We start from the raw sequence: 25713 nt of genomic DNA on the forward strand, positions 1-25713 counted from the left end.
TTTTCTTAAACGTCTGGTAGCTCCTAATTTTGTTTTTAAATGAAGTTCTTTTGGATGACTTTTTATGATTTTTCCAATGATCTTGGCATCTTGTCCAAGAGCTTGACACATTTTATTGGCATCCTCTTTAGCACATATAGCTAACATTCGTCCTTCACAAGCTAAATATAAAGGATCAAAGCCGAGTAAAGAACAAAGTGTTTTGACATCCAGATCAATTGGGATTTCTTGTTCATAAAGCTCCATTCCAAATTCAGTTTGTTCAATCAATTCAATACAGGTAGTCGCAACACCGCCTCGTGTTGGATCGCGCATGATACGAAGTCCTTCTATATCCATAGCATTCTTGGCTTGCTCATTTAAAGGAGCACAATCAGAATGAACCTCACCTAGAAGTTGGATATCTTCTCTTGCCATAAAGATACTGGCACCATGGCGGGCAATGCTTCCGGATACGATTACAACATCTTCTTCTTTGTAGGAGTAGGATGTTTTTCGTTTTAAGAAGCCAATACCAGATGTATTAATAAAAATCTGGTTTCCTTTTTGTTTTTCAATTACTTTTGTATCACCTGTAACTATTTGGATATCACAAGCTTTTGCGGTTTCTTTCATAGAGTTTAAGATAAGCTTAAGATCATCTAGAAGAAAGCCTTCTTCAATGATCAAGGAACAGGATAGATATTTTGGAATTCCTCCAGCCATCAAAATATCATTGTTTGTACCACAGATCGCCAGCTTTCCTATATCGCCTCCAGAAAAATTCCAGGGATCAACTACAAAACTGTCTGTAGAAAAAACAAGAGGATGTTCTTGGTTTATTAAGATAGCTCCATCTTTAAGCTCATTTAAGGCATTATTTTGAAATGATGGAACAATGATATCTTCTATTAATTGGGAAGTCAGTTGACCTCCGCTTCCATGATCGATCGTGATGATATTCTTCATAATCTCTCCTCATACATAAAGCTTGCCGCACAGGCTCCCTCACTTGAAACCATACATGGTCCAATGGGATTTTGGGGTGTACATATTTTTTGAAATAATGGACATTCTATCGGTTTTTTCTTCCCGGTCAATATATTGGCACATTGACATCCTTTAGGTTCTTTATTTTCTGGTAAAGGTAGCTGAAAATGGATCTTGGCATCAAATTGAGAATATGTATCTTTTAACTTAAGACCACTTTTTTCGATATTTCCTAGCCCTTTCCAAAGTGAAGTTTCCGGCTCAAAAACGTCATGGATCAAGCTTAGAGCTTTCTGGTTTCCATTGTAGCGGACCGCTCTTTGATATGTGTTTTTGATGGCTGGTGTATCCTGATTTATCATATCAATCAAAAGATTAATTGAACATAAGATATCTTCGGCTTCAAAACCGCTGATAACACCAGGTTTATGATATTCTTTACTCAGAAATTGAAAGCCTTGTTCACCAAGGATGCATGCGACATGACCAGGGCAAATAAAACCATCAATGTCAGGATCATCTTTTAATAAAGTTCGAAGAGCCGGTTCTGTTCGTTTTAATAAGCTGTAAAAGAAAAAGTTTTTAATATTTTGTTTGTAGGCTTCTAGGATGCAAATGGCACTTCCCGGTGTTGTGGTTTCAAAACCAACTCCTAGAAAGATGATTTGTTTATTTGGATTTTCTTTGGCATAATCTAAAGCTTCTAAAGGAGATAAACACATCTTTACCTGTTTATGTTGAAACAGGCGTTTTCCTTTAGAGCCTGGTACTCGTAACATATCTCCATAACTGAAGATCACGATATTTGGCTCTTTAAGGAGCTCTAAACATATATCAATGATGTTGGAAGGAGTGACGCAGACAGGACACCCAGGTCCTGATACGAGTTCTATATTCTCTTCCAGCAAAGAACGTATTCCATTTTGGGCAATAGACATCGTATGCGTACCGCAAATCTCCATGAGTTTGATTTTTCTTTTTGGTTTATTTAATAACATCAAACAGCTCCTTATATACTTCTTTGGTTTTCATGGCCTCTTCTTTATCAATCTTTTCTATCGCAAATCCAGCATGTACCAGAACTTCATCACCAATTTGTATATCCGGTAAAAAATCAATTCGTATTTTTTGTGATATACCATTGGCGCTGGCGACAGCTGTTTTATCTTGAATTTCTTCAATTGTTAAGGGAATGGCTAAACACATTGTCATCACTTCCTTCTTTGACTTAAGATAGCAAGTTGCCCTAAGGCTATACCTTCATCGTTGCAGCTTACTTTTTCATGCCAGTAAACTGTATAGTTTTCTTTTATAAGCTTTTTATAAATTCCTTGCAATAACTGCAAATTTTGAAAACAACCACCACTTAAAACGATAGGCAGATATTCTTTATTTAATGTATGAACTTGTTCGATAGCCATATCAATGATCGTGTTGATTGCCTTTTGTGCTTTGATGTGGATATCATCAGTATCCTGAATCATTTCTTTGACCATAGGTGTCCAGTCAAAGTATCGTACATGTTCTTTTTCATAGAATTTTAAAGAATATCTTTTATCTGTTGGCTGAACCATAGATTCAAGTAGCATAGGAGCTTGTCCATCGTAGTCTTGAGTTATTTTCTTTGTTAGGATACTGTATAGTCCATCAAATAATCGACCCATACTTGTGGCAGAAACACTGTTTTGAATCCTTATCTTTTTTAATAGTTCTTGTTTTGTTGGCTCAAAGAATGTTTGTTCAATGTTGGCGTCCATGCTCATGACCAAGCCAATTCGTCCTATTTCATGGATTGCTTGTTCACTTCCAATTAGATCAATTGGTTTAATGGAACCTATACGGACAAAATCTTGGTAGTCACCAATTAAAAATTCAGCACCCCAGATCGTTTGATCTTTACCAAGACCAGTCCCATCCCATATGATACCAAAACATGGTCCGCTTAGTTCATGTTCAAACATGCAGCTGGCCATATGTGCATGATGGTGATATATCTTGGTTATAGGGATGTCTAAACTTTGTGCATATAAAGTTGATGCATAATCAGGATGTTGATCACAGCCAGCTTGACGCGGCGTAATTTCGAAAAGGCGTTTATAGGTATCAAGAGCTTTAGTAAAGTGTTCCATAGTTTCAATTGTTTCCATGTTTCCAATATAAGGACTTATAAAAACATGATGATTTTTTCCCAGAGCAAAACTTCCTTTTTGATGAGCTCCTAGTGCTAGTAGTCCATCAACATCAAATGGTGTATGGATCACAATTGGTGCATATCCTCGACTCTTGCGGATAAAATATGGTTTATCATTTACGATTCGAATCAAGGAGTCATCACATCGATTTTCAATCTTTCGATCATGCAGCAGGAAAGAGTCCGCAATGTCTTTTAGTTTTATCAGGGCTTCTTCATTATCTGTTAATACAGGTGTATCTGAAAGATTGGCACTTGTCATCACTAAAAGAGGACATCTATCTAACAATAAAATATGTAATGGACTATATGGTAAAAAGATTCCTAATTCTTTGTTTTCGGATAGTTCTATGTATGAATTTGGAGCTTTCTTTTTGCATAGTACGATAGGTCTTTCTTTGCTTATTAAAAAGCTTTCTTCAACAGAAAAGATATCTACCAATTCTTTTGCAGTTTGAATATCTTTTGCCATGATTGCAAAGGGCTTGGCTTCTCTTTGTTTTCTTTTCCTGAGTCGTAAAACAGCTTGTTTATTGTTGGCATCACAGGCTAGATGGATTCCTCCAATACCTTTAATGGCAACGATCTTTCCTTCCTTTAAATCGTTTATAGCATTTTCTAATTCGTCTTCATCTTGTTTATTCCCTACATAAATGAGTTTTGGACCGCATTCTTTGCAGGCATTTGGCTGGGCATGATAGCGTCGATCTTGAATATCATGATATTCTTTGTCGCATTGTGAACAAAGCTTGAAATCAGACATTGTCGTATTTTTGCGATCATAAGGAATATCTTGAATGATCGAGTATCGTGGTCCACAATTTGTACAATTAATAAAAGGATAATGGTATCTACGATTATTTGGATTTAGCATTTCATGAATGCAGTCTTCACAAGGGGCAATATCTGGTGAAATGAGTGTCTGATGGATTCCATTTTGACTCTCTTTGATTTGAAAATCATTGAAAGATTCCATAGGATACTCTTCAATTTCGATATTTTCAATTTTAGAAAGCACAGGAGCCTGACTTTTTAACTGTTCTAAAAATATATCGGTATCTTTAGAATTACCTTGAATATGAATAATAATACCTTGGGCATCATTATAAGCATATCCTTTTAGATTGTTGTGTAAGGCAAGACGGTGAACAAAGGGACGAAAACCTACTCCTTGTACGATGCCTTGTACTTGTATCTTAAGATGCTTCATGGAGCATTTGTTCGATCCTTTCTTTTAAATGATCAATAAATTCATTAAGACCTTTCTTATCTTTTGTGCTGACTGAAAAGAAAGGGGCATTTGGATTGATGACATGATAATCATTTTGTACTCTTTCTAAATCAAAATCAAAATAAGGCAGTACATCTATTTTATTGATTACTAAGCAATCGGTATCGGTGAACATCAAAGGGTATTTTACGACTTTATCATCACCTTCAGGAACGCTAAGTATCGTAATACGCATATTTTCTCCAATATCAAATTCAGCTGGACAGACTAAATTGCCAATATTTTCAACGAGCAAAACATCGATAGAATCTAGTTTGAAGTCTTTTAATATATTTTGGATGCTCATAGCTTCGATATGGCAGGCTCCATCGGTATTTAATTCAACGCTTGGGACGTTCATTTCGGCAATTGTTTTGGCATCGATATCCGTTGTGATATCGCCTTCAATGACGCCAATTGAAAATGTATCTCTCAATTGTTCAATGATATTTTTGATCAAACTTGTTTTACCAGCTCCTGGTGAACCCATGATATTGATCAGCACAGTATGATGTTCTTTCAAAGTTTCTTTTACTTGATCAGAGACATCTTGATTCCAGTCCATGATCTGATGATATACTTTAATTTCCATATTATTCCACCTCAATGCTCTCGATAAGACATTCATTTCCTGAAAGACGTTTTAGATCAATGCTGTGACAAAAAGGACATTCAATATGTTTTCGATCAATCAAAGCTTCTTTATGACATTGATTACAATAGACTTTTAAAGGAATTTCTTTTACTTTGATCTGTACACCATGGCAAATTGTATCTTTTGCCAAAAGATCCATATACATTTGAATACACTCTGGCACAAAACCGGAAAATGGTCCCAGTACTAGACGAATTTCTGTTACCTTTTTTGCGTTTTTTGACTCAGCGATTTTAATGACATCTTTAAGAATGTGTTGTGTGATATCGATTTCATGCATAATGCCATTATACGCCTCAAAACTTGAAAAATGAATGGAAACCTCTTACAAATAGGAATATAATGAGAATCAAAGAGATCGTGGAGGGACGTTATGTTTTTGATACCGACATTAACAGGCATACCTCTTATTGGGGCTGTGTTGATTTATTTGATTCATAATGAAAAAATACGTGGATTAATCATTTATATAACGGCTGCTTTGATGATGGTCACAACTTTTTTTATGGTTGCAACATGGATCATAGATGGGCAAAATACATGGCGCTATTATGTGGATACAGTCTTTGTAGACCATCTTATGCAGATTGTTGAAATCTTATTGATGATTTTTATAATTTATATGAGCTTTAAATATAAAAAACGATGGGTTTGTCTATTGTCGATCTTTCAAACACTTTTGGTTTTATGGGTCGAGTATACGATTCCTTTGGTTGAATCCACTCATACACAAGTTGATTCTTTAGCCCTTTTAATGTGCGTAATCTGTGCTGTGATTGGTGGCTTGATTGGGATTTATTCCGTTGGTTATATGAAAAGCTATCATGAAAATCATCGTGGGGTCCTTGATCGAAGTTCAACGTTTTTATCTTTGTTGTTTGTGTTTATGGCCGCAATGTTTGGCTTGGTGCTTTCATCCAATCTGATCTGGCTTTATTTCTTCTGGGAGATTACGAGTGTTATTTCTTTTTTGTTGATTGGATATACCAGGACGGAAGAAGCAATTGATAATAGTTTTAGAGCTTTGTGGATGAATTTGCTAGGTGGTGTAGGTTTTGCTCTGGCTATCTGGTTATGTGCGATGAGTTCTCATAGTGTACAGCTAAGTGTAATTGTTTCCAATGGAAATATGCTGGTAATTGGCTTATTGGCACTTGCTGGTTTGACAAAGAGCGCCCAGCTACCATTTTCAACATGGTTATATGGAGCGATGGTAGCTCCAACACCATCCAGTGCTTTATTACACAGTGCAACCATGGTCAAAGCAGGTGTTTATTTATTGATTCGATTAGCTCCTGCTTTAAATGGCACTTTATGTGGAAGTATGGTTTCTTTTATTGGTGGATTTACTTTTATCATGGCTAGTTTGATGGCAATAGCTCAAAATGATGCCAAAAAAGTTTTGGCATTTTCAACAATTTCTAATCTTGGTTTAATTGTAGCATGTGCTGGAATTGGTGTAGAACAAACGGTATGGGCAGCCATTTTCTTGATGATCTTTCATTCCGTCAGCAAATCTATGTTGTTTGAAGGTGTGGGAGCTACAGAAAACAGCATTGGATCGCGTGATATTGAACATATGCATGGTTTGATTTTAAGATTGCCTAAATTAGCTTATATCATCGGTATAGGAATTGCTGGAATGTATTTAGCCCCTTTTGGTATGTTAATCAGTAAATGGGTTGCCTTAAAGGCCTTTGTGGATTCAGGGAATGTGTTATTAGTAATGTTTATTGCCTTTGGTAGTGCTTCAACGATGTTCTATTGGACCAAGTGGTTAGGAAAGTTGATCGCAATGCATAAGCCAAAGACACCGGATGAGGATAAAACTCGTAAAGATGAATATTTTTCTATGAATATTCTTTGTGGTATCATGATTTGTCTGTGTTTATTGTTCCCGCTATTGGCAAAATATATTGTGAATCCAGTTGTTTTGACATTATTTGGATCAACGCATGATGTTTTATCCATGAGTGAGTTAACAACGATGGTCATAATGGTCTTCAGCATTTTAGTTGTACCAAGTGTTATGTTCTTGATTACAAGAACGGCGCCTAGAGATTATGTGCCTACTTATATGAATGGTATCAATACAGGGGATAATTCTCATTTTATTGACAGCATGGGAGAATCTAAGAAACTTTATCTTTCTAACTGGTATTTGCGTTTTGAGTTTGGCAGACGAAGATTGTTGAAACCTTCTCAAATTGTAGCTTCCAGCGTATTGATCGTATGTTTTGCGATACTTTTAGGAGGAATCTTGTGATGAACCGGTTTATATCTTTGGCACTGTATTTGATTCTGGCTCCTTTTGTTGGAGCTTTGTTAGACGGGATAGATCGTAAGATCACAGCTCGCATGCAGGGAAGAAAAGGACCTTCAATCTTTCAGCCATTTTATGATCTGATTAAATTATTTTCAAAACAGATGATTGCGGTAAACAGTGTTCAGTTATTGTTGAACTGCAGCTATTTAGTTTTCTTGGCAATTGCCGGTGGCATGGTGTTCTTTGGGACAGATATATTAATGAGCTTGTTTATTTTGTCGACTGCCGATATGTTTTTGATCTTGGCAGCCAGCAGTGATTCTTCACCGTATTCCAATATAGGAGCGAGTCGTGAAATGTTGCAGATGATGGCGTATGAACCTATGACGCTCTTGATTGCGGTAGGGTTTTATTTGGCAACAGGGTCATTTCGTGTAGATGATATCATTCAACAAAGTACATCTGTAATTTTGATGATGCCAGGCTTATTTGTAGGTTACATCTTGATCATGGCTATCAAGTTAAGAAAATCGCCGTTTGATCTATCCACTTCTCATCATGCTCATCAGGAGGTCGTGAAAGGAATTACAACGGAGATGTCCGGGCCAACTCTAGCTATCATGGAAATTGGGGAATACTATGAGAAGATGTTGCTGCTGGCAGTGGTTGCCTTGTTCTTTATCAACTCAAACTGGTATAGCTGGATCATTGCGATCATAGCTTGTCTGGGTGTTTATTTTATAGAAATCGTCATCGACAATGTCAGTGCCCGCATCAACTGGAGATATGTATTGAATGTTTGTTGGTTAATTACGCTGTTGTGTGGCGGAATCAATATTTTGATCTTGATGTTGATATAGTGAGGTGAAGCGCGATGGAACATTTAAAAAAGTCGCCTTGGATGCTGCATTATGATGCAAGCAGCTGTAATGGGTGTGATATAGAAGTTTTAGCTTGTACGATGCCTCGATTTGATATTGAACGATTTGGAATCATCAATACCGGAAATCCTTTCCATGCGGACATACTATTAATTACCGGCGGTGTGAATGCTCAAAGTGCTGAAGTTGTGAAGCAAATTTATTCACAGATGCCGCATCCCAAAGTTGTAGTTGCGGTTGGAATCTGTGCCTGCACAGGCGGTGTTTTTAAAGATTGTTACAATATCTTAGGTGGTGTGGATAAAGTTATTCCTGTTGATGTGTATGTACCAGGTTGTGCAGCTAGGCCACAGTCAATCATTGATGGTGTCTTAAAAGCTGTTGATATATTAGAAAAGAAAAGGGAGGCTGTCGAACATGAGTGATCGTATCATTCAATCCAATAAAGAAGAATTATATGCCTCCTGCATAAAACGAAAGATGGAAGGATGGCGTTTGGCACAGATTTGTGCGGTAACAATAAATGATGGCTTTGAAATGAGTTATACCTTTGTCAAAGATCTTGATATGGATACTTTACGTATTTGTTTAAAGGAAGATGAACCCATTTCTTCAATTACGCAAATTTATCCTTGTGCTTTTTTACAGGAAAATGAAGCAGCTGAACTATTTGGCGTCCATATTGAAAATATTACTATGGACTATAAACACAAACTATATCGTATAGAAGCAGATACACCTTTTAAAGCGAAGGAGGATGCATAATGGCAAAGCGAAGTGTCATTCCTTTTGGTCCTCAACATCCTGTACTTCCTGAACCGATTCATTTGGATCTGGTCTTAGAAGATGAAGTTGTAGTGGAGGCAATCCCAAATATTGGTTTTGTGCATCGAGGACTTGAAAAGCTGGTAGAAACAAAGGATTATAAACAATATGTATATATAGCTGAAAGAGTATGTGGTATCTGTAGCTTTGGGCATGGCTTAGGGTATTGTGAGAGCATTGAACATATGATGAATATCGATGTGCCTAGACGTGCTAAATATTTAAGAACTTTATGGATGGAATTAAGTCGAATCCATTCGCATTTATTATGGTTGGGTCTATTGGCAGATGCTTTGGGATTTGAGGCTTTGTTTATGCAAAGCTGGCGCCTGCGTGAAAAAGTATTGGATCTATTTGATATGACCACAGGAGGAAGGATCATATTTTCTGTAAATCAGGTTGGTGGTGTATTAAAAGATATCGATCCATCCATGTTAAAAATTATTGATCAGACATTAACGGATATGGAAAAAGAGTTAAAGCCAATTACCAGAACATTCTTAGAGGATCGTCTTGTCAATTCTCGTTTACGTGGATTGGGTGTCTTAAGCAAAGAACAGGCCTATATAGCGGGAGCCTGTGGCCCAATGTTACGTGCCAGTGGTGTTCCATATGATTCAAGAGAGACAGGGTATGCGGCTTATTCAGAATTAAATTTTGGACCGATCATTGCGATTGAAGGGGATTCATATGCGCGAGTGAAGGTTCGCCTTGCGGAAATCATGCAGTCTTTTGAGATTTTGCATGAATTGATTTCAAAGATTCCACAAGGTGAGATATCTGTTCCAGTCAAAGGCAATCCTAAAGGAGAGTGCTTTATTCGTATTGAACAGCCCCGCGGGGAAGCTATATATTATACAAAAGGGAATGGAACAAAATATCTAGATCGTTTCCGTTTACGTACCCCGACAACATCCAATATTCCGGCTATGTTGGATCTGTTAAAGGGATGTCAATTAGGGGATGTTGCCTTGTTGATCCTTACGATCGATCCTTGTATCAGTTGTACAGAGAGGTAAGTTCATGAAACCAACAAAGATGTTTGTATTTACCCGTCAAATTATGGAGAATCTTGTATCAAAACCGGTAACAGAAGAGTATCCTTTTAAACAGTCCAATTATACCGAACGAATGAGAGGGCATATTGAAATAGATATTGAACAGTGTATCTCTTGCACTCTTTGTGCTCAGAATTGTCCTCCTGGAGCAATTCAAGTGGACAGGCAGAAGGGAACATGGAGCATTGATCGCTTTGATTGTGTGCAATGTGGAAACTGTATCAATGTCTGTCCTAAAAAGTGTTTGCATATGAAAAAAGGGTATACTATGCCGGATACCCAAAAGAATACAGAAATATATGTACGCCCTGTAAAAAAACAACAATTTCCACAGGCAAAAGAAGACTGTGTTTATTGTGGTTTATGTGCCAAGAAATGTCCTAAGCAGGCTATCAATGTTGATCGAACACAAAAACTATGGCAACTGGATAAGAATGCTTGTGTAGGCTGCACACTTTGTATGAAGACGTGTCCAAAACATTGTATCGAAATGATTGAAGAATAAAGGTATTTTTAAATGCAGGAAGTAATTGATCAATCAATTAAAAATATAGATAAAATTGAAGCATATTTTAAAAGAGTCAATAGCAAGTAATAGCTGGTTGACTCTATTTTTATAGGATTAATTCCGTGATATATACGGCAATACAAGCACCTATCGCAACCGTTAGCAACCCTTTTTCTTTATATGCCAGAATCAAGGCAACAATTGTTCCGGCTAAGCTTGGTATCAAATTTTGGGAAGCTGTAAATATAGCGGGGAAAGTCATAGCGCCTAAAACAGCATAAGGCACATAAAATAAGAATGATTTAATAAAAGGGCTTTTCAATTCTTTTTGAAAGAACGTTAACGGGATCATACGAATGAGATAGGTGACAATAGCCATGGTTAAAATATAGGGTAGATATTTACTCATGTTCGATCTCCTTTACCGGGAAAAAGTAAGCCCCAAGTCCAGCAGCCAGAATCGTACAAAGGATGATCACAAATCCGCTGGATATTTCTATTACAGGTTTGATGAGTTCAAAGAAACAGCTAAGAATGATGGAGAAGATCAAAACTTTTCGTACATTCTTTAATTTTTTGGCTGGAGGAATAATGATGGCTAAAAACATGCCATAAATCGCAATGCCTAAGGCGTTTCGTAATGTTTCTGGCATCAGTGCGGTCGCTGACCCACCAATAAATGTTCCTAAGGTCCAACAAAAAACAGGGAAAAGGATTAAACCAAGCATATAATTTCGACCAACTTTTTCATAGGTTGAGCTGGCCAAGGCAAAAATTTCATCAGTAATTCCAAAAGAAATGAAAGCACGATCCAAGGTGCTCATTTTCTTATCAATTTTTTGCGATAAAGATAAAGACATCAAAGCATATCTTAAATTGATGATAAATTGTGACATAGCTAGTTCCATTAGAGGAGCTGCTTCTAAAATTAATATCAATCCATTAAATTGACCGGCACTTGTTAAATTGGTCAATGAAATAACAACAGCTACTTCTACAGGAATGCCGGATGATACACACATCATGCCAAAGGTAAAGGACACTGAAAGATAGCCTAAACCAATGGGAACACTATCTTTTAGTCCTTGAATAAAACGATTTTCAACCACTTCCATTTACACTCATCTCCGTTTAGTTATTATAGCTTAGCTATTTGAAGAATTAAATATTATTCTAAATTAAAAGCCTTACATGATATAATGGAGTGGCAAATAGGAGTGAAGCAGTATGAAAAAATATATAATCGCAATCGATCAGGGAACGACAAGCACACGTGCTATTGTTTTTGATCGAAATCAAAATATTGTAAAAATTGCACAAAAGGAAATAAAAAACAGCTTTCCTGAACCAGGATGGGTCGAACAGGATGCCAATGAAATATGGCTTTCCACATTAAGTGTTTTAGCACAATTATTTCAAGGACATGATATTAAACCACAAGATGTCATGAGCATTGGAATCACAAATCAAAGAGAAACTACAGTTGTCTGGGATAAGACAACCGGATTGCCGGTTTATAATGCAATCGTTTGGCAATCAAGACAAACAGCTTCGATCGTAGATCGATATCGTAATACACCTAAAGAAAAAGTTATTAAAGCAAAAACCGGTCTTGTGCTTGATCCTTATTTTAGCGCCAGCAAGATTCGCTGGATATTAGAAAATGTCGAGAATTTACCTCCTGTAGAAAACTTATTATTTGGTACGATTGATACGTGGCTGGTTTGGAAAATGACCAATGGAGCAGTTCATGTCACGGATGTAACCAATGCCTCGAGAACGTTATTGTTTAATATTCATACTCTGAAATTTGATGATGAATTATTACAGATTTTTGATATTCCTAAATCTATGTTACCAAATATAGTAGATACATCGGATGTCATAGGGAATATAGATCCTATGTTTTTCTTTAATTATTCCTGTCCAATTGGAGCCATTGTTGGAGATCAGCAGGCTGCCTTGTTTGGACAATCTTGTTTTGATAGAGGAGATGTAAAGAATACCTATGGAACAGGTGGTTTTCTTTTAATCAATACTGGAGAAGAACCAATCATTTCAAAATATGGCTTATTGTCAACTGTGGCATGGCGAATCAATGGAAAAGTTAATTATGCCTTGGAAGGAAGTATTTTTGTATCCGGAAGTTTGATTCAATGGTTACGTGATGGTTTAAAATTATTTCAGGATGCTAGTCAGACCGAAGAAATCGCAACAAGTGTTGATTCCTGTAATGGGGTCATGATCATTCCTGCATTTACAGGTTTAGGAGCTCCTTACTGGAATGAAAAATGCAAGGGAGCTATTTTTGGACTGACACGAGGTACAGATATTCGCCATATTGTTCGTGCAGCTTTGGAATCTATGGCTTATCAAAGTAAAGATCTTATCATTGTAATGGAAGAGGAGCTTCAAGAAAAGATTCATGAAATCAAGGTCGATGGCGGTGCCAGCAAAAACAATTTCTTATTACAGTTTCAAAGTGATATCCTGGAAATTCCTGTAATTCGTTCACAATTTAGTGAGACAACGGCATTGGGAGCTGCAAGACTTGCTGGCCTTAGTACTGGTATGTATACCATGGATGATTTTAAAGAAGTTGAAACAACACGTTTTATGCCAAAACGGACACATGAATCGGTTGAAAAATTATATGATGATTGGAAGCGAGCTGTAAAAAGCTGTATGAGTTATTAATAAAAAGCGGTTAATCGTTAAGATTAGCCGCTTGGTTTTTATGGTCGAACTAGAAATTCTTTTATGATCTTTGATGCCATTTCAGCATTAGATAAGATGGCAGGGTGTCCACCGGTTTTAAAGATGTACATATATCCATGATCTACAAGGGAAATCATGTTTTCGTATTCTTCTGCTAGATTTTTACGACACATTTCATCTTCTATGCTTCCCATAAAAAGGATTGGTGATTTAAGAATTTCTAATGGTTTACAGAAAAGGGGAATATGATTAGTTGCACACTTTGTAAGGGCTTGTGTGTTTTTATCTACCACTGTTTGCCAATCTTTACCTTGGCACCACTCATAGAATTGATTTGCCTGCAGATCATGTTTTGCGAATTCTCTTTCCTGTATAAGATTTTCTGCGAAGTTTTCATGCAAATTTCTTCCATCAAAACTGTCTGCAATTACTTTGTGAATTAGGTCAGGGCGTTTTAATGCGGTATTAATGGCAACCCATGCTCCTCCGCTCGTTCCTAAAAGATTGGCTTTTTCAAGTTTTAAATGCTCAATTAAAGAAATCACTTGATCTGCTTGTGTAATCCAAAGATCTTCAGGAAATTCTTTGACTCGATCAGATCGACCATTGCCTAAAAAATCTAATAAAATTACTTTAAAATTTTCCTGATATAAAGGTAATAAAAATTCAAACATTCTAGAAGATGCAGTATCTCCATGCAGCATGATGAGAGGTTTTCCAGTTCCCGCTTCTTGATAGAAAACTTTTTTTGATTTGTATGTAAAATATGACATTTTTTCAGCCTCCTAATCATCATTTTTTTGATCAGCAAGGCGATAGTCCAAAAAATTCACCTTGCGATTAGAATTTAGTAAAGATACCCATACTATAGTCCTCCTTAGCTTACTTATATTATAACGTAGAATATAACTTTTTTTACAGATTACACATATATGTATAAAAGTATATTTGATATAATTTTGTTAGAAGAAGTACATAAAGAGAACGAAGAAAATAATAATATAACTTTATAGGAGGAGGCTCAATGAAAATAGAAATTTCAAAAGACTTTCCAGATTATTTCAAATCATCCTATCCAGAGGAATTTGAATTATTCTCTCATTTTGAAGTAACTGCTGGAATACCAACTGTTTTATTTGCGATTACGACATGGAAAGAAAATGGAAAACCAAATGTTTGTTTTCACTCATGGAGCTGTTTCCATGGGGATAAAACAGCTTTCTTTGCGGTCATGGGAAATTTATATCAACATACACATACTTATGCCAATATCAAAAGAGAAAAATGCTTTTGTATCAACTTCTTACCAATTAGCTACTATGATCAGTTAGTCGATACAATTAAGGAGAATGATTTAGAAACAGATGAGTTTGAGACAGGAAAATTTAATCTATCTAAAGCTCATACAATTCATGCACCGATGATCAATGAAGCATTCATGAATATAGAATGTACTTTAAAAAGTGTTGAAGATTTAAGTGGGGCAGGAATGACAGCTATGATCATAGGTCAGATACAACATATTTCTGTTGATAGGGATTATGCACAAGGATATGAGAAAAGGTATGGCAAAGATGGATTTATGATGTTGGTGCCTGCACCACAAGATCTAGTCACGGGCAAATCCAACCAATCAGCGATTGCGACTATAAATATTGAAAAATATGATTGATAATTCGAAATTTGAAGAAGGTGCAACATATGGAAATAATCAAAATAGATGAACTTCAATTAACGGATGCTATTGAACTGATATGGTCAACATTTCTACAATTTGAAGCACCTGACTATTCTAAAGAAGGTATTCAATCATTCAAAGATTTTATCAATGATAAAAAAATACTTAAGACTTTGGAATTTTGGGGAGCCTATGACAATAATGAGTTAAAAGGAGTTATTGTGACAAATGATAACCGAAAACATATTTGTTGTTTCTTCGTTAAAGCTCAGTATCACAGACAAGGCATTGGCAGAAGACTTTGGGAATATCTGTTGGAGAATAGTTTGAGTAAAATTATCACAGTTAATTCTTCACCATATGCAGTTTGTGTTTATCATAAGTTTGGTTTTACAGATTTGGACACTGAACAAGTATCGGATGGTATAAGATATACAGCCATGAAATATGAACGTTAAGTTATCGTTTAAAAATAGGATTGGTAAAGGAGTTAAAAACATGAGAAAATGCTTAAGATGTAATGCAGAAATGATTGAAGATTTAGATGTTAAGGTAGAAGGAGGAGCTTACGGGCTTAAGGTTACGCAGCAAGGTATTTTCAAAGAGAGTTTAGGTAAAATTAGATGTGCTGTTTGCCCAGAGTGTGGATATACTGAAACTTATATTCAAGATACTTCAAAAATAAAAGAATTAGTATCGAATAGATAGAGTTTTTTTACTGTAAGTTCAAAAATGAACTGTAGGAACTAAAATTTAAGAATATTTTTATTAATAGTAATGTGAATGTGTTTTGACTGAATTATATTTTGAACGAATAAAAGAGTTCTGAAAAAACACAAAAGAGTGATATTAAATGGATAATAAGAAGAATGAAGAATATGTTATTTGTCCACGTTGTAAACAGAAAGTGTATAAAGAAGCAGTTACATGTCCATTTTGTAGTTTTGGAATCATGGCTTGGCTTGAGAAAGAAATTGATGAAAATGGAGAGTCCATAAAAAAATCTGAAGTCGATTCATATGGATCCGTTAAATAGCAAAAATGTAGGGGATTTTAAATGTTTGAAGATTTATTTCAATATAAAAGAGTAAATTTAGAAAAATTAGAACCTTTTGGTTTTATAAAGAATGAGGATATCTATCGATATGAGATTGATATTCTAGATTGTGAATTTCATTTGGTTGTAACGATTGACACCAATTTGAAATTAGATACGACTTTGATTGAAAAGACAACACAGGAAGAATACATCCTTTACAAGACACATGCTTCAGGTGAATATGTTGGTAAAATCCGAGATGCAGTAAAGTCTGTGTTACAAGATATATTAGATCAATGTTATTATCAATCTTTGTTTATGAGCGAACAGGCTCAAAATATTATCGAATATGTTCGTAAAACATATGGAGATGAATTGGAATTTTTATGGGATAAATATCCTAGAAATGCGATTTTTAGACACCAGGAAAATAAAAAATGGTATGGGGCAATGTTAAGCGTTTCAAAGCGAAAATTAGGAATATCATCGGATGAAATTGTGGAGATTTTAGATTTACGAAATAGTTTTGAAAAAGTAGAAAAAATAGTAGATCACAAAAAATATTATCCTGGATGGCATATGAACAAAAAGTATTGGTATACCATCATTTTAGATGGGGCTATTTCTTTAAAAGATATATATAAATGTATTGATGAGAGTTATCAAATGACAAAATAATCAAGTAACTTCAAAAGTAATCTATATTTACATATATACAAAGATTTGATAGAATAACTAAAAAATAAAGAGGAGAAATTATTATATGGACCCAGACCCGAATTCTATTGGTTTACAAGTATTACTTATTGTTGTATTAACTTTGGTTAATGCGTATTTTGCAGCTAGTGAGATGGCAATTGTTTCAGTCAGTAAAACAAAGATCCATCATTTGAGTGAACAGGGAAATAAAAAGGCAAAATTGGTAGAAGAGCTTTTAGAACAACCTACAAATTTTCTTTCAACGATTCAAGTTGCGATTACTTTGGCTGGTTTCTTTAACTCAGCAAGTGCTGCAACTGGTATATCTGTTATTTTTGCAGATTTTTTAAATCAATTATCAATACCTTATGCAGATACAATAGCAATGGTATTGATTACAGTTTTGATTTCTTTTATTACATTGATTTTTGGTGAGTTAGTACCTAAACGAATAGCGTTACAAAAGCCAGAGACGTTTTCAATGTTATGTGCTAAACCGATTCTTTTTATTAGTAAGATTGCCAGTCCTTTTATCAAGATTTTATCATGGTCTACCAAAATGGTTTTGCGTATTTTTCATATCAAAGATGAAAATGTGGAAGAATCTCTATCACGAGAAGAAATACGTGCCTTACTGGAATCAGGACAGGAAAACGGAGCCATTAACGAGAATGAAACAGACATGATTAGTAATGTTTTTGATTTTGATGACTGTTTGGCTTGCGATATTATGACACCACGTACTGATGTATATTCCATTGATATTAATGATCCGCTGGATGAAAATCTTGATCGTTTAATGACAATGCAGTATACAAGAGTTCCAGTTTATGATGATTCAATTGATAACATTATTGGAATCTTAAATATGAAAGATTTTGTGATTGAAGCTAGAAGAAATGGTTTTGATAATGTAGATATAAATAAAATTTTACGTAAACCCTATTTTGTTTTGGAAACAAAAAGTGTGAATGATCTTTTTAAAGAACTGCAGGGAGCACACCAACATATCGCAATTTTGATTGATGAATATGGTGGGTTTTCAGGTATTGTAACGATTGAAGACTTGATCGAAGAAATAATGGGAGACATTGAAGATGAGTATGACCGAGATACGGAACCTAAGCTTCGTAGACTGGATGTCAATAACTACATTATCGATGGAAATTATGCTTTGGAAGATTTATCGAATAAATTAGATATAGATTTTGGAGATACTGAATTTGAGACATTAAGTGGTTTTGTCTTAGATTTATTAGGAGAAATTCCTATGGATGACTCACAGCATGTTGTTTCATATAAAAACTGTATCTTTAATATTTTAGGAATCAAATCCAATCGAGCAACAAAAATAAAATTAACTTTAGTAACTGAGAACAAGAATTAATTTTTGTTCTCTTTTAATTTTATACATAGAAGTGATACTATAAAAATATTATGGAAAAGGGGTATGATCTTTATGGATTCGTATAAGGTAATTATTTTTGATTTAGATGGAACTTTATTTTATAAAGATCAAATGATCTCTGACAATGCAGCTAAGAAAATCATAGAACTAGAAGAAAAAGGAATTGTCATTGGCTTGGCAACGGGACGATTTTTAAATGAGTTAGATAGTTTTATTGAACAGCTCCAACTTAAAAAGTATCAAGGTTTTGTGATTTGTGCCAATGGAGCTGAAGTGATTGATTTAGCTGGTGGAGACCAACATAAGTTTTCTCTATTATCCAAACAAGAATGTTATGAACTGATTCATCTGGCAAAACAATATAAACTAATTTCATATATTCATGAAGATAACGATTATCATGTTTTTGTGCCAGGAGCACTTAAAAAGATATACAAAAGGATGGAAATACTTTTTTCTCGAATTAATATTCCATTTTTCCAGGCAGCTTCAAGATTAAAATTAGAAAATAAGATTGTTTTACATGAGGATGAATATGAAAAAATCTGTTTTGCGGGAAACCATAAGTCATTAGTGGAATTTGAAGAAAAAGTGAAATTATTGAATTTAGATTATGCCTATTATCCATCTTCCATGCACTCTTTAGAAATTGTAAAACAAGGCATAAGTAAGTTTATTGCAAGCTATTGGTATTTGGCTCGGAAAAAAATTTCGTTAAAAGAAGTTATTTTCTTTGGGGATGGTGGAAATGATGATGAGCTTATAAGTAATGTTGGCTTAGGAATCGCAATGAAAAATGCGCTGGATTCGACAAAGCGAGCAGCGCATCGAGTAAGTCAATATACCAATCGTCAAGACGGAGTATATAAAGAGTTATCGGAGTTATTTAATTAATCATATCTTTTTAAAATATGTTGATTGATCAACATGAAGATTGCTTCTACAATCAACGCAATACCAAGAATCTGCATGATGATTGATAGAGATTGAATTGGTTGAGACAATAGAATAACACCTGTAATCAATACAAGGATTGAAAAGATCAAACTAATATTCCAACGTGGATATCCAAAATCTTTTAAAATCAAAGATTTTTGCATATGAACAATTGAATTAATGATTAAGATGATTCCAACTAAGATTGGTAACATTGCCAAAATACTTTCAGGACTAAAGACCATCAAAATACTAATTAAAAGTCCGGGAACTCCAATAAAGAGTGGACTTAAACTTGTTGATATACGTTGCACAAAATATGTGTATAATAAATAGCCACTAAAGAGTAAGGCAATTATTCCGAATACACGGATGGTCATGGTTAGTATAGTTACGTTGAATAAACAAATTAATAATCCGAATACAATATAGGATATTGCCAGCATGTTAATTTCTTTATCGGAAGGCTTTAAAAAATAATTCATAAGTCTACCTCCTTCTAGTTTCATTATACTCTATTCTTGAAAAAAAGGCGTTACATTTGCCCATAGTTTTACTTTTGCGCTATACTAGGAAAAAAGGAGTGGTTTATTATGAAAACAGCAATTGTAATGGATAATGGATTTGAAGAACTAGAGGCTATGGGGCCTATTGATATGTTAATTCGTGGAGGATTGGATTTGGATATCGTCAGCATTCCTGGAACCAGTGTTACAGGACGTTCTGGTGTTACGATCACCAATGTCATTCCTTTTGACGGATATGATTTTTCTAAGGTAGATTGTTTGATCATTCCTGGAGGACCACATTATCAAAAATTAGAAAAAAATGAAGAAGTATTGGATTTGATCAAAACATTTGCCAATGAAAAAATCATTGCGGCAATCTGTGCAGCTCCTACATTACTTGGACATTTAGGTTTATTAAAAGGAAAGAAATATACTTGTTTTACCAGCATGAATGAAGATTTTGGAGGAGAGTATATTGATCAATATGCTGTCGTGGACGGAAACATCATTACGGGAAAAAGTGCGGCAGCTTGTGTTGATTTTGGCTTTGCGATCTTAGAAAAACTGGGTGGAAAAGAATTGGCAGACAAGGTAAAAGAATCTGTTTATTATGCATCCTCTAACTAAGTATTTTTACGATTCAAAAAAAGATCATCAGACGGGATGTATTGGTTTAGAAGTCGAACATTTTATCATTCATAAAGACACAGGCTTGCCAATGCCTTATCATGAGATTTCTAAATTAATGAATTATCTTGTTCCTTATTTTTCTAAGAAAATCTATGAAGAACAAAATTTAATTGCCTTGGAATCTGAACAGGCTTTGATTACTTTAGAGCCAGGGTGCCAGTTGGAGATTTCTATTACTTGTTTACATGATTTAGATATGATCCAGAATATTTATCAAAAATATATGGATCTTATCCAAGATTATCTAAAAAAGAGTGATTATCGTATTGTGTATAGTGGTGGTTTACCAACTGTAGCAGCCAATCAAGTTCAACGTATTGATAAAAAACGTTATGAATTCATGGAACAATATTTTTTAAAGAGTGGAACACGTGGTTTAGAAATGATGAAAGCTACGGCAGCTGTTCATGTTTCGATTGACTATGCTGATGAAAAAGATTTTGTGAAAAAATATCGCATGGCAAATATACTTCACCCAATTTTTGCCTTTCTATGTTCGAATACTAAAAATTATGCTGGCAAGGAAAACCATGATATTTTATTGCGCGATGATATTTGGCAGCATACAGACCCATCCCGTTGTGGAATCATACCCTCTTTATTTGAAGAAAACTTTGGATTTCAGTCCTATACTGACTGGATATTAAAGGTTCCTTTGATCTTGATGTATGATGGAAATGAATTTGTATCTGTCAAAGATCAAACCTTGGAAGAAGTGGCTCAAAAAGAAGGATGGTCTAGATCTTATATATCTCACTATCTTTCTATGTCTTTTTTAGATATTCGATTAAAACAATTTATTGAGATTCGAAGTGCAGATGCTATGCCGATTGAATATACGATTGCCTATTGCGCATTGATCAAAGGCTTATTCTATGATCTTGAAACGGTAGAAAAATATTTAAGATTAACAAATTCTATTAACGATATCAAACAGACAAAAGAAAGTATTCGAAAAAATGGTTGGGATAGCGAAGTCTATCAAAACAATATTCAAGATTTATGTTTTGAATTGATTCAGGATGCAAAAAAAGGTTTAAATCCACAGGAAGAACAGGATCTTGAACCATTAATAAAATTAATTGAGAATAGATTTCATATTTATAAGGAAACAAATTATGAATTACGCATTGAAAATGAAGAATTACATCGATGAACATCGCATTGAAAGCAAAAAGAGTGCATTGAAGACAACAATGACCATTCAAGCAAGTGAATTAAATGCCGGAGGGCCTAATTACACTCGTACTTTACATATTCCTAAATTCTATACACAGGAAGATAAAAAAAGATTTGAATCGATCGTTGATACGATGTATCAAATTTTTTCCAAGGTTATTAAGGCTTATCAAAGTGATGAAGAAATACGAAAGCTTTTTGGCTTTTCAAAAGAATTAGAAGAATTGATCTTATTAAAACCACGCTATGACTCATTGATTCCTATTTGTCGTGTGGATATCTTTTATGATGAAAAGACAAAAGAATTTGGATTCTGTGAGTTTAATACAGATGGAACAAGCGCAATGAATGAAAATAAACGCTTGAATGAGTTTTTATCATTGAACAATGCGTTTATGGCTTTGGATACAGATTTTGAAATCATGGAACTTGTGAATACTTGGGTGGATGTCTTTCTAAAGATTTGTCATACAGATCCAAAACTAAAAGAAAAACCCAATATTGCCATCGTAGATTTCTTAGATAAGGCATATTTAAATGAATTATATGTTTTTGAACGAGTTTTTAAAGAAAAAGGATATCAATGTGAAGTTGTGGATATTCGTAATCTTGAATATCGAGATCATAAATTGTGGTCTACAAAAAGCGGTATGCAGCTAGATGTGATCTATCGTCGTGCTGTCACAAAGGATGTGATGGAAAATTTAGAACTTGTCAAAGATTTTATTGATGCGATCAAGGCAGATGATGTATCGATCATTGGTGCCTTTCAAACACAATTGATTCATCATAAATGCATCAATCAAGTTTTGTTAGATCCTTTGATGCGGAAGTATTTCACTCAAGAAGAAGTGGCATATATCGAAAAACATTTACCAAAGACTTATGATTTGACAAAAGATGTAGCAGATATGATCAAAGAGGATAAAAATCAATGGATCATTAAACCAAAGGATTCATATGCCGCAAAAGGCGTATGGGCTGGTGTTGATCTAAATACAGAAGAATGGAAACATGAAGTAGAGCATTGGATCGATAAAGATTATATTGCCCAGGAATACATCACTCCATATAAAACAGAAAATATTGATTTGGTAAATTATGATGATTATCAAATGTACTCAAATCTTACAGGTTTATATGTTTATGATGGCCAATTTGCCGGTGTATATTCTAGATTGAGTGATTCAGGTATCATTTCAACACAATATAATGAAAAGACCGTACCGACGTTATTCATAAAGGAGGAATCGTAAATGATATATTCAAAGATAACTGAATTGATTGGGAATACACCACTTGTTGAATTAACAAATCTTGAAAAAGAAGAAAATCTAGACGCAAGAGTTATCGCAAAAGTGGAATTCTTTAATCCAGCCGGAAGCATTAAAGATCGAATTGCCTTAGAAATGATTGAAGAAGCTGAAAAACAAGGTTTGATCAAAAAGGGAGCAACCATCATTGAACCTACAAGTGGAAATACGGGTATTGGACTTGCCTGTGTCGCAGCAACAAAAGGCTATAAAACAATTTTAACGATGCCAGAAACAATGAGCATTGAAAGAAGAAATCTGTTAAAAGCATATGGAGCTAAGGTTGTATTAAGCCCAGGTTCAAAAGGAATGCAGGGTGCTGTAGATATGGCAAATGAGCTCGCAAAAGAGATTGAAAATAGTTTTATTCCAAGTCAGTTTGAAAATCCAGCAAATCCTAATACGCACTATAAGACAACAGGTCCAGAGATTTGGAAAGAAACGGAAAGAAAGATCGATATTCTTGTAGCCGGCATAGGAACGGGTGGAACGATTTCTGGAATTGGAAAATATTTAAAAGAAAAAAATCCTGAAATTCAGATTGTTGGTGTTGAACCAGCTTCTTCTCCATTATTAACGGAGCATAAAGCAGGACCACATGGAATTCAGGGAATCGGAGCTAATTTTGTTCCAAATACATTAAATACAAAGATTTATGATGAAATCTTAACGGTAAAAGATGAAGATGCTTATAAAACTGGAAGAATGATGGCCCATAAAGAAGGCATGTTAGTCGGTATTTCTTCTGGAGCCAGCGTTTATGCAGCAATGCAGCTGGCAAAAAGAGAAGAAAATAAAGGTAAGATGATCGTAGCCATTCTTCCAGATACTGGGGAAAGATATTTGTCCACTCCGATGTTTGAATAGTTTAAAAAGATCCTTTCAAGGGTCTTTTTTTATTAACTGGTATGAATAAACAATATAATCGCAAAAAGAGTCAATATCAATATCCATAAAGATTTCTTTTCAGGATATACATATCTTTGGTTGTAGTAAGCAGCTAATCCAATAAAAATCAAAAAGAGAATAAGATACATATTTTGATTTGGATTGAAAGTATATACGATCAATGGAAATATAGAAATAGCTAAACTAACATTTTTGAAAAACAGTAATTTCTTAGAGCCATGAATACTGCCTATGCTTCGATAATGCCAGTAGGAAAATATACCTGAATATATCAAACCAAAAATCCATATAGTCCAACTTAAATGACAGATTTCATTGAAGAAATAATCTCTTAAAAATCCGATCATATAAACACATATGGCATATATAGCAAATACAGATATAAAATGTTTTAAATACTTACTAATTTTCTGTTTCATCTCATGAATAGAATACCATTCCTAATAAAAATCAGGTGTAAAAAATATTTAACGATGAAATTAAAGAAACTATGCTTCTTTAGTTATTAAATACTATAATAATATTTGGTGATTTTATGCATAAAAACTTACTAAATTTCTGATTATCTTTTCATAAGCTGGTAAATGTCGGTATAGCCTGTATTTTAGGGCTTTATCGGCATTTTCCTTTGGGAAGATACTCTGCATAAGCTGGCATTTACCAGCATGAAAATGCAACCAAAAGTAGTAAATGAGTAGTACAATCACCGATTTAAGAAGCAAGAGCCAGCCTTTCTAGTTCTGCTTTTGCTGAATTGAAAGTACCGTGTGCGTAGTGCCCTAATGTCATGGTGATGTTTGAATGTCCCATGATGTATTGTAGGGTGTTCGGGTTCATTCCTTTGTTTGCCATGTTCGTGCAGTAGGTATGTCTGAATGAGTGCGGTGTGATGTTTGGTAGCTGGTCTTTATGTGTCTTGTTGTATTTCTTCACAAGCCCACGCAACATACTTACATAGTTACTAGCCACTTTAGGGAAGCCCTTTTGGTTTAGGAACAGGAAATTGCTGTAACCATTGATAATGATAGGCTCTGCCTTTCCTCTGTTCTGTAACACTCGCTTAAAGGCTTGATAGGCTCTTTCTGTCATTGGAAGCTGGCGTTCTCCTTTTTTGGTCTTAGGTGTTTCAATGTAGTAGCCGATTTCAGTATCTTTCAATAGCTGGTGGTCTACATTGATGATACGGTTTGCCATATCTATATGGACTGTCAGACCGCAAAATTCAGAGATACGAAGCCCCGTTTCCAGAAGAATAACCACTTCATCATAATACTTACTGTACGTCTTGTCCTGTTCCATAAAGGCAAGCATTTTTTCTTCCTGCTCTGGCGTGAGAATGACTTTGGGTTCTGAATTATCTTCCAGAACGTCGCTCAATTTGAAGTTAAAAGGATTTTTTCTGATACAGTCGTCCTCAATCGCCATATAGAATGACGCTTTCAGAGAACGCTTGTAGTTGCTAATCGTCTTGTAGGAAAAGCCATTCTCATACATTCGCATAGCCCATTCCTTACCATCCGATAGCTTCACCGTATCAATGCTCCTTGCACCCAGCGGGTCGTTTTCCAGAATTTTCATAAGATACTGGCGACCTTTTTCTGTGTTGCGTTTCACATTTTTTCTCTGGCTGTTCTTCTTTGCGTAGAGCTGGCAGACTGTCATTTTCCCACCTATGGTATTGATACCGTCGTCGAGGTCTTTCTTAATCTTTTTCTGCTTTTCCCTCAATGACAAATCTTCACGTTTCCCAGCGGGTGTCTTGTCTGTCGGAACGAGTTTCCAAGCATAGACAAACTGTGGTTGCCCATACATATCGGTATATTTGTAAACGTATCTTACGTCTTTTCTCTGGCTCTCTCCAAGTCGTAAATTGCGTCCCTTGCTGTCTTTTCTCTTTACATTAGACATAGTGCGAAGCTCGCTGACATTAGATTTCGTCCAATGTATCAATGATTTTTTCAAACTGTTTTCGCTTAATCTGCACACGGAATTCAGCCGCTTGTTACTTTGTC

30 protein-coding genes are annotated in these 25713 nt (G+C 35.0%); 18 read left to right on the forward strand and 12 right to left on the reverse strand.

What is annotated here, in order from left to right:
• From hypE to HMPREF0367_RS09355, 6 genes are all read right to left on the reverse strand, one after another.
• The coding region (gene hypE / locus HMPREF0367_RS09330) for a hydrogenase expression/formation protein HypE (protein ID WP_051335246.1) at positions 1-948 on the reverse strand (948 nt) is incomplete at its 3' end.
• Positions 945-1967 carry a hydrogenase formation protein HypD gene (gene hypD, locus HMPREF0367_RS09335; protein WP_035403658.1) on the reverse strand — a complete coding sequence of 341 codons (1023 nt, stop codon included), beginning with the start codon at positions 1965-1967 and terminating at the stop codon, positions 945-947. The genes hypD and hypE, both read right to left, overlap by 4 nt.
• On the reverse strand, positions 1954-2181 hold the full coding sequence (locus tag HMPREF0367_RS09340; RefSeq protein ID WP_211237388.1) for a HypC/HybG/HupF family hydrogenase formation chaperone: 228 nt from the start codon (positions 2179-2181) through the stop codon (positions 1954-1956). The genes hypD and HMPREF0367_RS09340 overlap by 14 nt, the downstream gene beginning before the upstream one ends.
• On the reverse strand, positions 2181-4370 hold the full coding sequence (gene hypF, locus HMPREF0367_RS09345) for a carbamoyltransferase HypF (protein WP_035403659.1): 2190 nt from the start codon (positions 4368-4370) through the stop codon (positions 2181-2183). The genes HMPREF0367_RS09340 and hypF overlap by 1 nt, the downstream gene beginning before the upstream one ends.
• Positions 4357-5022 carry a hydrogenase nickel incorporation protein HypB gene (hypB, locus tag HMPREF0367_RS09350; RefSeq protein ID WP_035403660.1) on the reverse strand — a complete coding sequence of 222 codons (666 nt, stop codon included), beginning with the start codon at positions 5020-5022 and terminating at the stop codon, positions 4357-4359. The genes hypF and hypB overlap by 14 nt, the downstream gene beginning before the upstream one ends.
• A gap of 1 nt (position 5023) precedes the next feature.
• Positions 5024-5365: a hydrogenase maturation nickel metallochaperone HypA/HybF gene (locus tag HMPREF0367_RS09355; RefSeq protein ID WP_015536224.1), complete on the reverse strand. Its 342-nt coding sequence runs from the start codon at positions 5363-5365 to the stop codon at positions 5024-5026.
• Between the two features lie 93 nt (positions 5366-5458).
• On the opposite strand from HMPREF0367_RS09355, the gene HMPREF0367_RS09360 reads away from it, so the two are divergent.
• The 6 genes from HMPREF0367_RS09360 to HMPREF0367_RS09385 are packed head-to-tail and all read left to right on the forward strand — an operon-like array spanning position 5459 to position 10620.
• Positions 5459-7351: an NADH-quinone oxidoreductase subunit 5 family protein gene (locus HMPREF0367_RS09360; RefSeq protein WP_035403661.1), complete on the forward strand. Its 1893-nt coding sequence runs from the start codon at positions 5459-5461 to the stop codon at positions 7349-7351.
• The gene (locus HMPREF0367_RS09365; RefSeq protein ID WP_022355708.1) at positions 7351-8211 is read left to right on the forward strand and encodes a respiratory chain complex I subunit 1 family protein; all 861 of its coding nucleotides are present in this window, start codon (positions 7351-7353) and stop codon (positions 8209-8211) included. Before HMPREF0367_RS09360 ends, HMPREF0367_RS09365 begins: the two co-directional genes overlap by 1 nt.
• Before the next feature lie 14 nt (positions 8212-8225).
• Positions 8226-8657: an NADH-quinone oxidoreductase subunit B family protein gene (locus tag HMPREF0367_RS09370; protein ID WP_022355709.1), complete on the forward strand. Its 432-nt coding sequence runs from the start codon at positions 8226-8228 to the stop codon at positions 8655-8657.
• Complete coding sequence (locus HMPREF0367_RS09375) at positions 8650-8997, forward strand: NADH-quinone oxidoreductase subunit C (protein WP_015536222.1); 348 nt, start codon at positions 8650-8652, stop codon at positions 8995-8997. Before HMPREF0367_RS09370 ends, HMPREF0367_RS09375 begins: the two co-directional genes overlap by 8 nt.
• Positions 8997-10076 carry a hydrogenase large subunit gene (locus HMPREF0367_RS09380; protein WP_015536221.1) on the forward strand — a complete coding sequence of 360 codons (1080 nt, stop codon included), beginning with the start codon at positions 8997-8999 and terminating at the stop codon, positions 10074-10076. The genes HMPREF0367_RS09375 and HMPREF0367_RS09380 overlap by 1 nt, the downstream gene beginning before the upstream one ends.
• Before the next feature lie 4 nt (positions 10077-10080).
• Positions 10081-10620, forward strand: a complete 540-nt coding sequence (locus HMPREF0367_RS09385) for a 4Fe-4S dicluster-binding protein (protein ID WP_051335245.1) — start codon at positions 10081-10083, stop codon at positions 10618-10620.
• 109 nt (positions 10621-10729) lie between these two features.
• Here the strand turns inward: HMPREF0367_RS09385 and HMPREF0367_RS09390 are convergent, their stop codons facing one another.
• Both HMPREF0367_RS09390 and HMPREF0367_RS09395 read right to left on the reverse strand, forming a co-directional pair.
• Positions 10730-11032, reverse strand: a complete 303-nt coding sequence (locus HMPREF0367_RS09390; RefSeq protein ID WP_022355713.1) for an AzlD domain-containing protein — start codon at positions 11030-11032, stop codon at positions 10730-10732.
• Positions 11025-11738: an AzlC family ABC transporter permease gene (locus HMPREF0367_RS09395; protein ID WP_015536218.1), complete on the reverse strand. Its 714-nt coding sequence runs from the start codon at positions 11736-11738 to the stop codon at positions 11025-11027. Before HMPREF0367_RS09395 ends, HMPREF0367_RS09390 begins: the two co-directional genes overlap by 8 nt.
• Positions 11739-11850: 112 nt before the next feature.
• Here HMPREF0367_RS09395 and glpK point away from each other — a divergent pair, with 112 nt between their 5' ends.
• The gene (gene glpK / locus HMPREF0367_RS09400) at positions 11851-13320 is read left to right on the forward strand and encodes a glycerol kinase GlpK (protein ID WP_035403662.1); all 1470 of its coding nucleotides are present in this window, start codon (positions 11851-11853) and stop codon (positions 13318-13320) included.
• Between the two features lie 38 nt (positions 13321-13358).
• Here the strand turns inward: glpK and HMPREF0367_RS09405 are convergent, their stop codons facing one another.
• Positions 13359-14114: an alpha/beta fold hydrolase gene (locus HMPREF0367_RS09405; protein WP_015536215.1), complete on the reverse strand. Its 756-nt coding sequence runs from the start codon at positions 14112-14114 to the stop codon at positions 13359-13361.
• A 251-nt stretch (positions 14115-14365) separates the two neighbouring features.
• Here HMPREF0367_RS09405 and HMPREF0367_RS09410 point away from each other — a divergent pair, with 251 nt between their 5' ends.
• From HMPREF0367_RS09410 to HMPREF0367_RS09440, 7 genes are all read left to right on the forward strand, one after another.
• Entirely contained in the window at positions 14366-15013 is a 648-nt protein-coding gene (locus HMPREF0367_RS09410) for a flavin reductase family protein (protein ID WP_035403667.1), read from the forward strand.
• Between the two features lie 29 nt (positions 15014-15042).
• A complete protein-coding gene (locus tag HMPREF0367_RS09415; protein ID WP_035403668.1) occupies positions 15043-15477 on the forward strand; it encodes a GNAT family N-acetyltransferase in 435 nt (144 codons plus the stop codon).
• A 40-nt stretch (positions 15478-15517) separates the two neighbouring features.
• A complete protein-coding gene (locus tag HMPREF0367_RS09420; RefSeq protein ID WP_015536213.1) occupies positions 15518-15727 on the forward strand; it encodes a nucleic acid-binding protein in 210 nt (69 codons plus the stop codon).
• 145 nt (positions 15728-15872) lie between these two features.
• Positions 15873-16055: a hypothetical protein gene (locus HMPREF0367_RS09425; RefSeq protein WP_035403669.1), complete on the forward strand. Its 183-nt coding sequence runs from the start codon at positions 15873-15875 to the stop codon at positions 16053-16055.
• 21 nt (positions 16056-16076) lie between these two features.
• A complete protein-coding gene (locus HMPREF0367_RS09430; protein ID WP_035403670.1) occupies positions 16077-16736 on the forward strand; it encodes an MmcQ/YjbR family DNA-binding protein in 660 nt (219 codons plus the stop codon).
• Between the two features lie 85 nt (positions 16737-16821).
• A complete protein-coding gene (locus HMPREF0367_RS09435; protein WP_035403671.1) occupies positions 16822-18144 on the forward strand; it encodes a hemolysin family protein in 1323 nt (440 codons plus the stop codon).
• Between the two features lie 72 nt (positions 18145-18216).
• Positions 18217-19059, forward strand: coding sequence for an HAD-IIB family hydrolase (locus HMPREF0367_RS09440; RefSeq protein ID WP_035403673.1), 843 nt, complete (start codon positions 18217-18219; stop codon positions 19057-19059).
• On the opposite strand, the gene HMPREF0367_RS09445 is transcribed toward HMPREF0367_RS09440, so the two are convergent.
• Complete coding sequence (locus HMPREF0367_RS09445) at positions 19056-19586, reverse strand: HdeD family acid-resistance protein (RefSeq protein ID WP_022355720.1); 531 nt, start codon at positions 19584-19586, stop codon at positions 19056-19058. The genes HMPREF0367_RS09440 and HMPREF0367_RS09445 overlap by 4 nt on opposite strands.
• 108 nt (positions 19587-19694) lie before the next feature.
• Here HMPREF0367_RS09445 and HMPREF0367_RS09450 point away from each other — a divergent pair, with 108 nt between their 5' ends.
• Genes HMPREF0367_RS09450 through cysK form a run of 4 tightly spaced genes read left to right on the forward strand, consistent with a single transcriptional unit; the run spans position 19695 to position 23659 of the window.
• Positions 19695-20237 (forward strand): DJ-1/PfpI family protein, encoded by a 543-nt coding sequence (locus HMPREF0367_RS09450; protein WP_022355721.1) that lies wholly within the window; start codon positions 19695-19697, stop codon positions 20235-20237.
• Positions 20221-21456 (forward strand): glutamate-cysteine ligase family protein, encoded by a 1236-nt coding sequence (locus HMPREF0367_RS09455; RefSeq protein WP_035403674.1) that lies wholly within the window; start codon positions 20221-20223, stop codon positions 21454-21456. Before HMPREF0367_RS09450 ends, HMPREF0367_RS09455 begins: the two co-directional genes overlap by 17 nt.
• Entirely contained in the window at positions 21419-22735 is a 1317-nt protein-coding gene (locus HMPREF0367_RS09460) for a hypothetical protein (RefSeq protein WP_035403675.1), read from the forward strand. The genes HMPREF0367_RS09455 and HMPREF0367_RS09460 overlap by 38 nt, the downstream gene beginning before the upstream one ends.
• A complete protein-coding gene (gene cysK / locus HMPREF0367_RS09465) occupies positions 22736-23659 on the forward strand; it encodes a cysteine synthase A (RefSeq protein WP_035403676.1) in 924 nt (307 codons plus the stop codon).
• A gap of 32 nt (positions 23660-23691) precedes the next feature.
• On the opposite strand, the gene HMPREF0367_RS09470 is transcribed toward cysK, so the two are convergent.
• Together HMPREF0367_RS09470 and HMPREF0367_RS09475 are read right to left on the reverse strand one after the other, a co-directional pair.
• Complete coding sequence (locus HMPREF0367_RS09470; RefSeq protein WP_035403677.1) at positions 23692-24120, reverse strand: hypothetical protein; 429 nt, start codon at positions 24118-24120, stop codon at positions 23692-23694.
• A 292-nt stretch (positions 24121-24412) separates the two neighbouring features.
• Positions 24413-25609, reverse strand: a complete 1197-nt coding sequence (locus HMPREF0367_RS09475) for a tyrosine-type recombinase/integrase (protein ID WP_035403678.1) — start codon at positions 25607-25609, stop codon at positions 24413-24415.
• Between the last annotated feature and the right edge of the window lie 104 nt (positions 25610-25713).

The sequence above is a fragment of the Faecalitalea cylindroides ATCC 27803 genome (genome assembly GCF_000469305.1).
Taxonomy (GTDB): domain Bacteria; phylum Bacillota_I; class Bacilli_A; order Erysipelotrichales; family Erysipelotrichaceae; genus Faecalitalea; species Faecalitalea cylindroides.

Excerpts from the sequence above, each read along its gene's own strand:
- HMPREF0367_RS09445 (WP_022355720.1), bottom strand. The coding sequence starts at position 19,586 with ATGAATTATTTTTTAAAGCCTTCCGATAAAGAAATTAACATGCTGGCA.
- HMPREF0367_RS09435 (WP_035403671.1), top strand. The coding sequence starts at position 16,822 with ATGGACCCAGACCCGAATTCTATTGGTTTACAAGTATTACTTATTGTT.
- HMPREF0367_RS09455 (WP_035403674.1), top strand. The coding sequence starts at position 20,221 with ATGCATCCTCTAACTAAGTATTTTTACGATTCAAAAAAAGATCATCAG.
- HMPREF0367_RS09340 (WP_211237388.1), bottom strand. The coding sequence starts at position 2,181 with ATGACAATGTGTTTAGCCATTCCCTTAACAATTGAAGAAATTCAAGAT.
- HMPREF0367_RS09390 (WP_022355713.1), bottom strand. The coding sequence starts at position 11,032 with ATGAGTAAATATCTACCCTATATTTTAACCATGGCTATTGTCACCTAT.
- HMPREF0367_RS09375 (WP_015536222.1), top strand. The coding sequence starts at position 8,650 with ATGAGTGATCGTATCATTCAATCCAATAAAGAAGAATTATATGCCTCC.
- glpK (WP_035403662.1), top strand. The coding sequence starts at position 11,851 with ATGAAAAAATATATAATCGCAATCGATCAGGGAACGACAAGCACACGT.
- HMPREF0367_RS09380 (WP_015536221.1), top strand. The coding sequence starts at position 8,997 with ATGGCAAAGCGAAGTGTCATTCCTTTTGGTCCTCAACATCCTGTACTT.
- HMPREF0367_RS09460 (WP_035403675.1), top strand. The coding sequence starts at position 21,419 with ATGAATTACGCATTGAAAATGAAGAATTACATCGATGAACATCGCATT.
- HMPREF0367_RS09470 (WP_035403677.1), bottom strand. The coding sequence starts at position 24,120 with ATGAAACAGAAAATTAGTAAGTATTTAAAACATTTTATATCTGTATTT.
- hypD (WP_035403658.1), bottom strand. The coding sequence starts at position 1,967 with ATGTTATTAAATAAACCAAAAAGAAAAATCAAACTCATGGAGATTTGC.
- HMPREF0367_RS09365 (WP_022355708.1), top strand. The coding sequence starts at position 7,351 with ATGAACCGGTTTATATCTTTGGCACTGTATTTGATTCTGGCTCCTTTT.
- HMPREF0367_RS09355 (WP_015536224.1), bottom strand. The coding sequence starts at position 5,365 with ATGCATGAAATCGATATCACACAACACATTCTTAAAGATGTCATTAAA.
- cysK (WP_035403676.1), top strand. The coding sequence starts at position 22,736 with ATGATATATTCAAAGATAACTGAATTGATTGGGAATACACCACTTGTT.
- HMPREF0367_RS09450 (WP_022355721.1), top strand. The coding sequence starts at position 19,695 with ATGAAAACAGCAATTGTAATGGATAATGGATTTGAAGAACTAGAGGCT.
- HMPREF0367_RS09410 (WP_035403667.1), top strand. The coding sequence starts at position 14,366 with ATGAAAATAGAAATTTCAAAAGACTTTCCAGATTATTTCAAATCATCC.
- hypB (WP_035403660.1), bottom strand. The coding sequence starts at position 5,022 with ATGGAAATTAAAGTATATCATCAGATCATGGACTGGAATCAAGATGTC.
- HMPREF0367_RS09475 (WP_035403678.1), bottom strand. The coding sequence starts at position 25,609 with ATGTCTAATGTAAAGAGAAAAGACAGCAAGGGACGCAATTTACGACTT.
- HMPREF0367_RS09395 (WP_015536218.1), bottom strand. The coding sequence starts at position 11,738 with ATGGAAGTGGTTGAAAATCGTTTTATTCAAGGACTAAAAGATAGTGTT.
- HMPREF0367_RS09420 (WP_015536213.1), top strand. The coding sequence starts at position 15,518 with ATGAGAAAATGCTTAAGATGTAATGCAGAAATGATTGAAGATTTAGAT.
- HMPREF0367_RS09440 (WP_035403673.1), top strand. The coding sequence starts at position 18,217 with ATGGATTCGTATAAGGTAATTATTTTTGATTTAGATGGAACTTTATTT.
- HMPREF0367_RS09370 (WP_022355709.1), top strand. The coding sequence starts at position 8,226 with ATGGAACATTTAAAAAAGTCGCCTTGGATGCTGCATTATGATGCAAGC.
- HMPREF0367_RS09430 (WP_035403670.1), top strand. The coding sequence starts at position 16,077 with ATGTTTGAAGATTTATTTCAATATAAAAGAGTAAATTTAGAAAAATTA.
- HMPREF0367_RS09360 (WP_035403661.1), top strand. The coding sequence starts at position 5,459 with ATGTTTTTGATACCGACATTAACAGGCATACCTCTTATTGGGGCTGTG.
- HMPREF0367_RS09405 (WP_015536215.1), bottom strand. The coding sequence starts at position 14,114 with ATGTCATATTTTACATACAAATCAAAAAAAGTTTTCTATCAAGAAGCG.
- HMPREF0367_RS09385 (WP_051335245.1), top strand. The coding sequence starts at position 10,081 with ATGAAACCAACAAAGATGTTTGTATTTACCCGTCAAATTATGGAGAAT.
- hypF (WP_035403659.1), bottom strand. The coding sequence starts at position 4,370 with ATGAAGCATCTTAAGATACAAGTACAAGGCATCGTACAAGGAGTAGGT.
- HMPREF0367_RS09425 (WP_035403669.1), top strand. The coding sequence starts at position 15,873 with ATGGATAATAAGAAGAATGAAGAATATGTTATTTGTCCACGTTGTAAA.
- HMPREF0367_RS09415 (WP_035403668.1), top strand. The coding sequence starts at position 15,043 with ATGGAAATAATCAAAATAGATGAACTTCAATTAACGGATGCTATTGAA.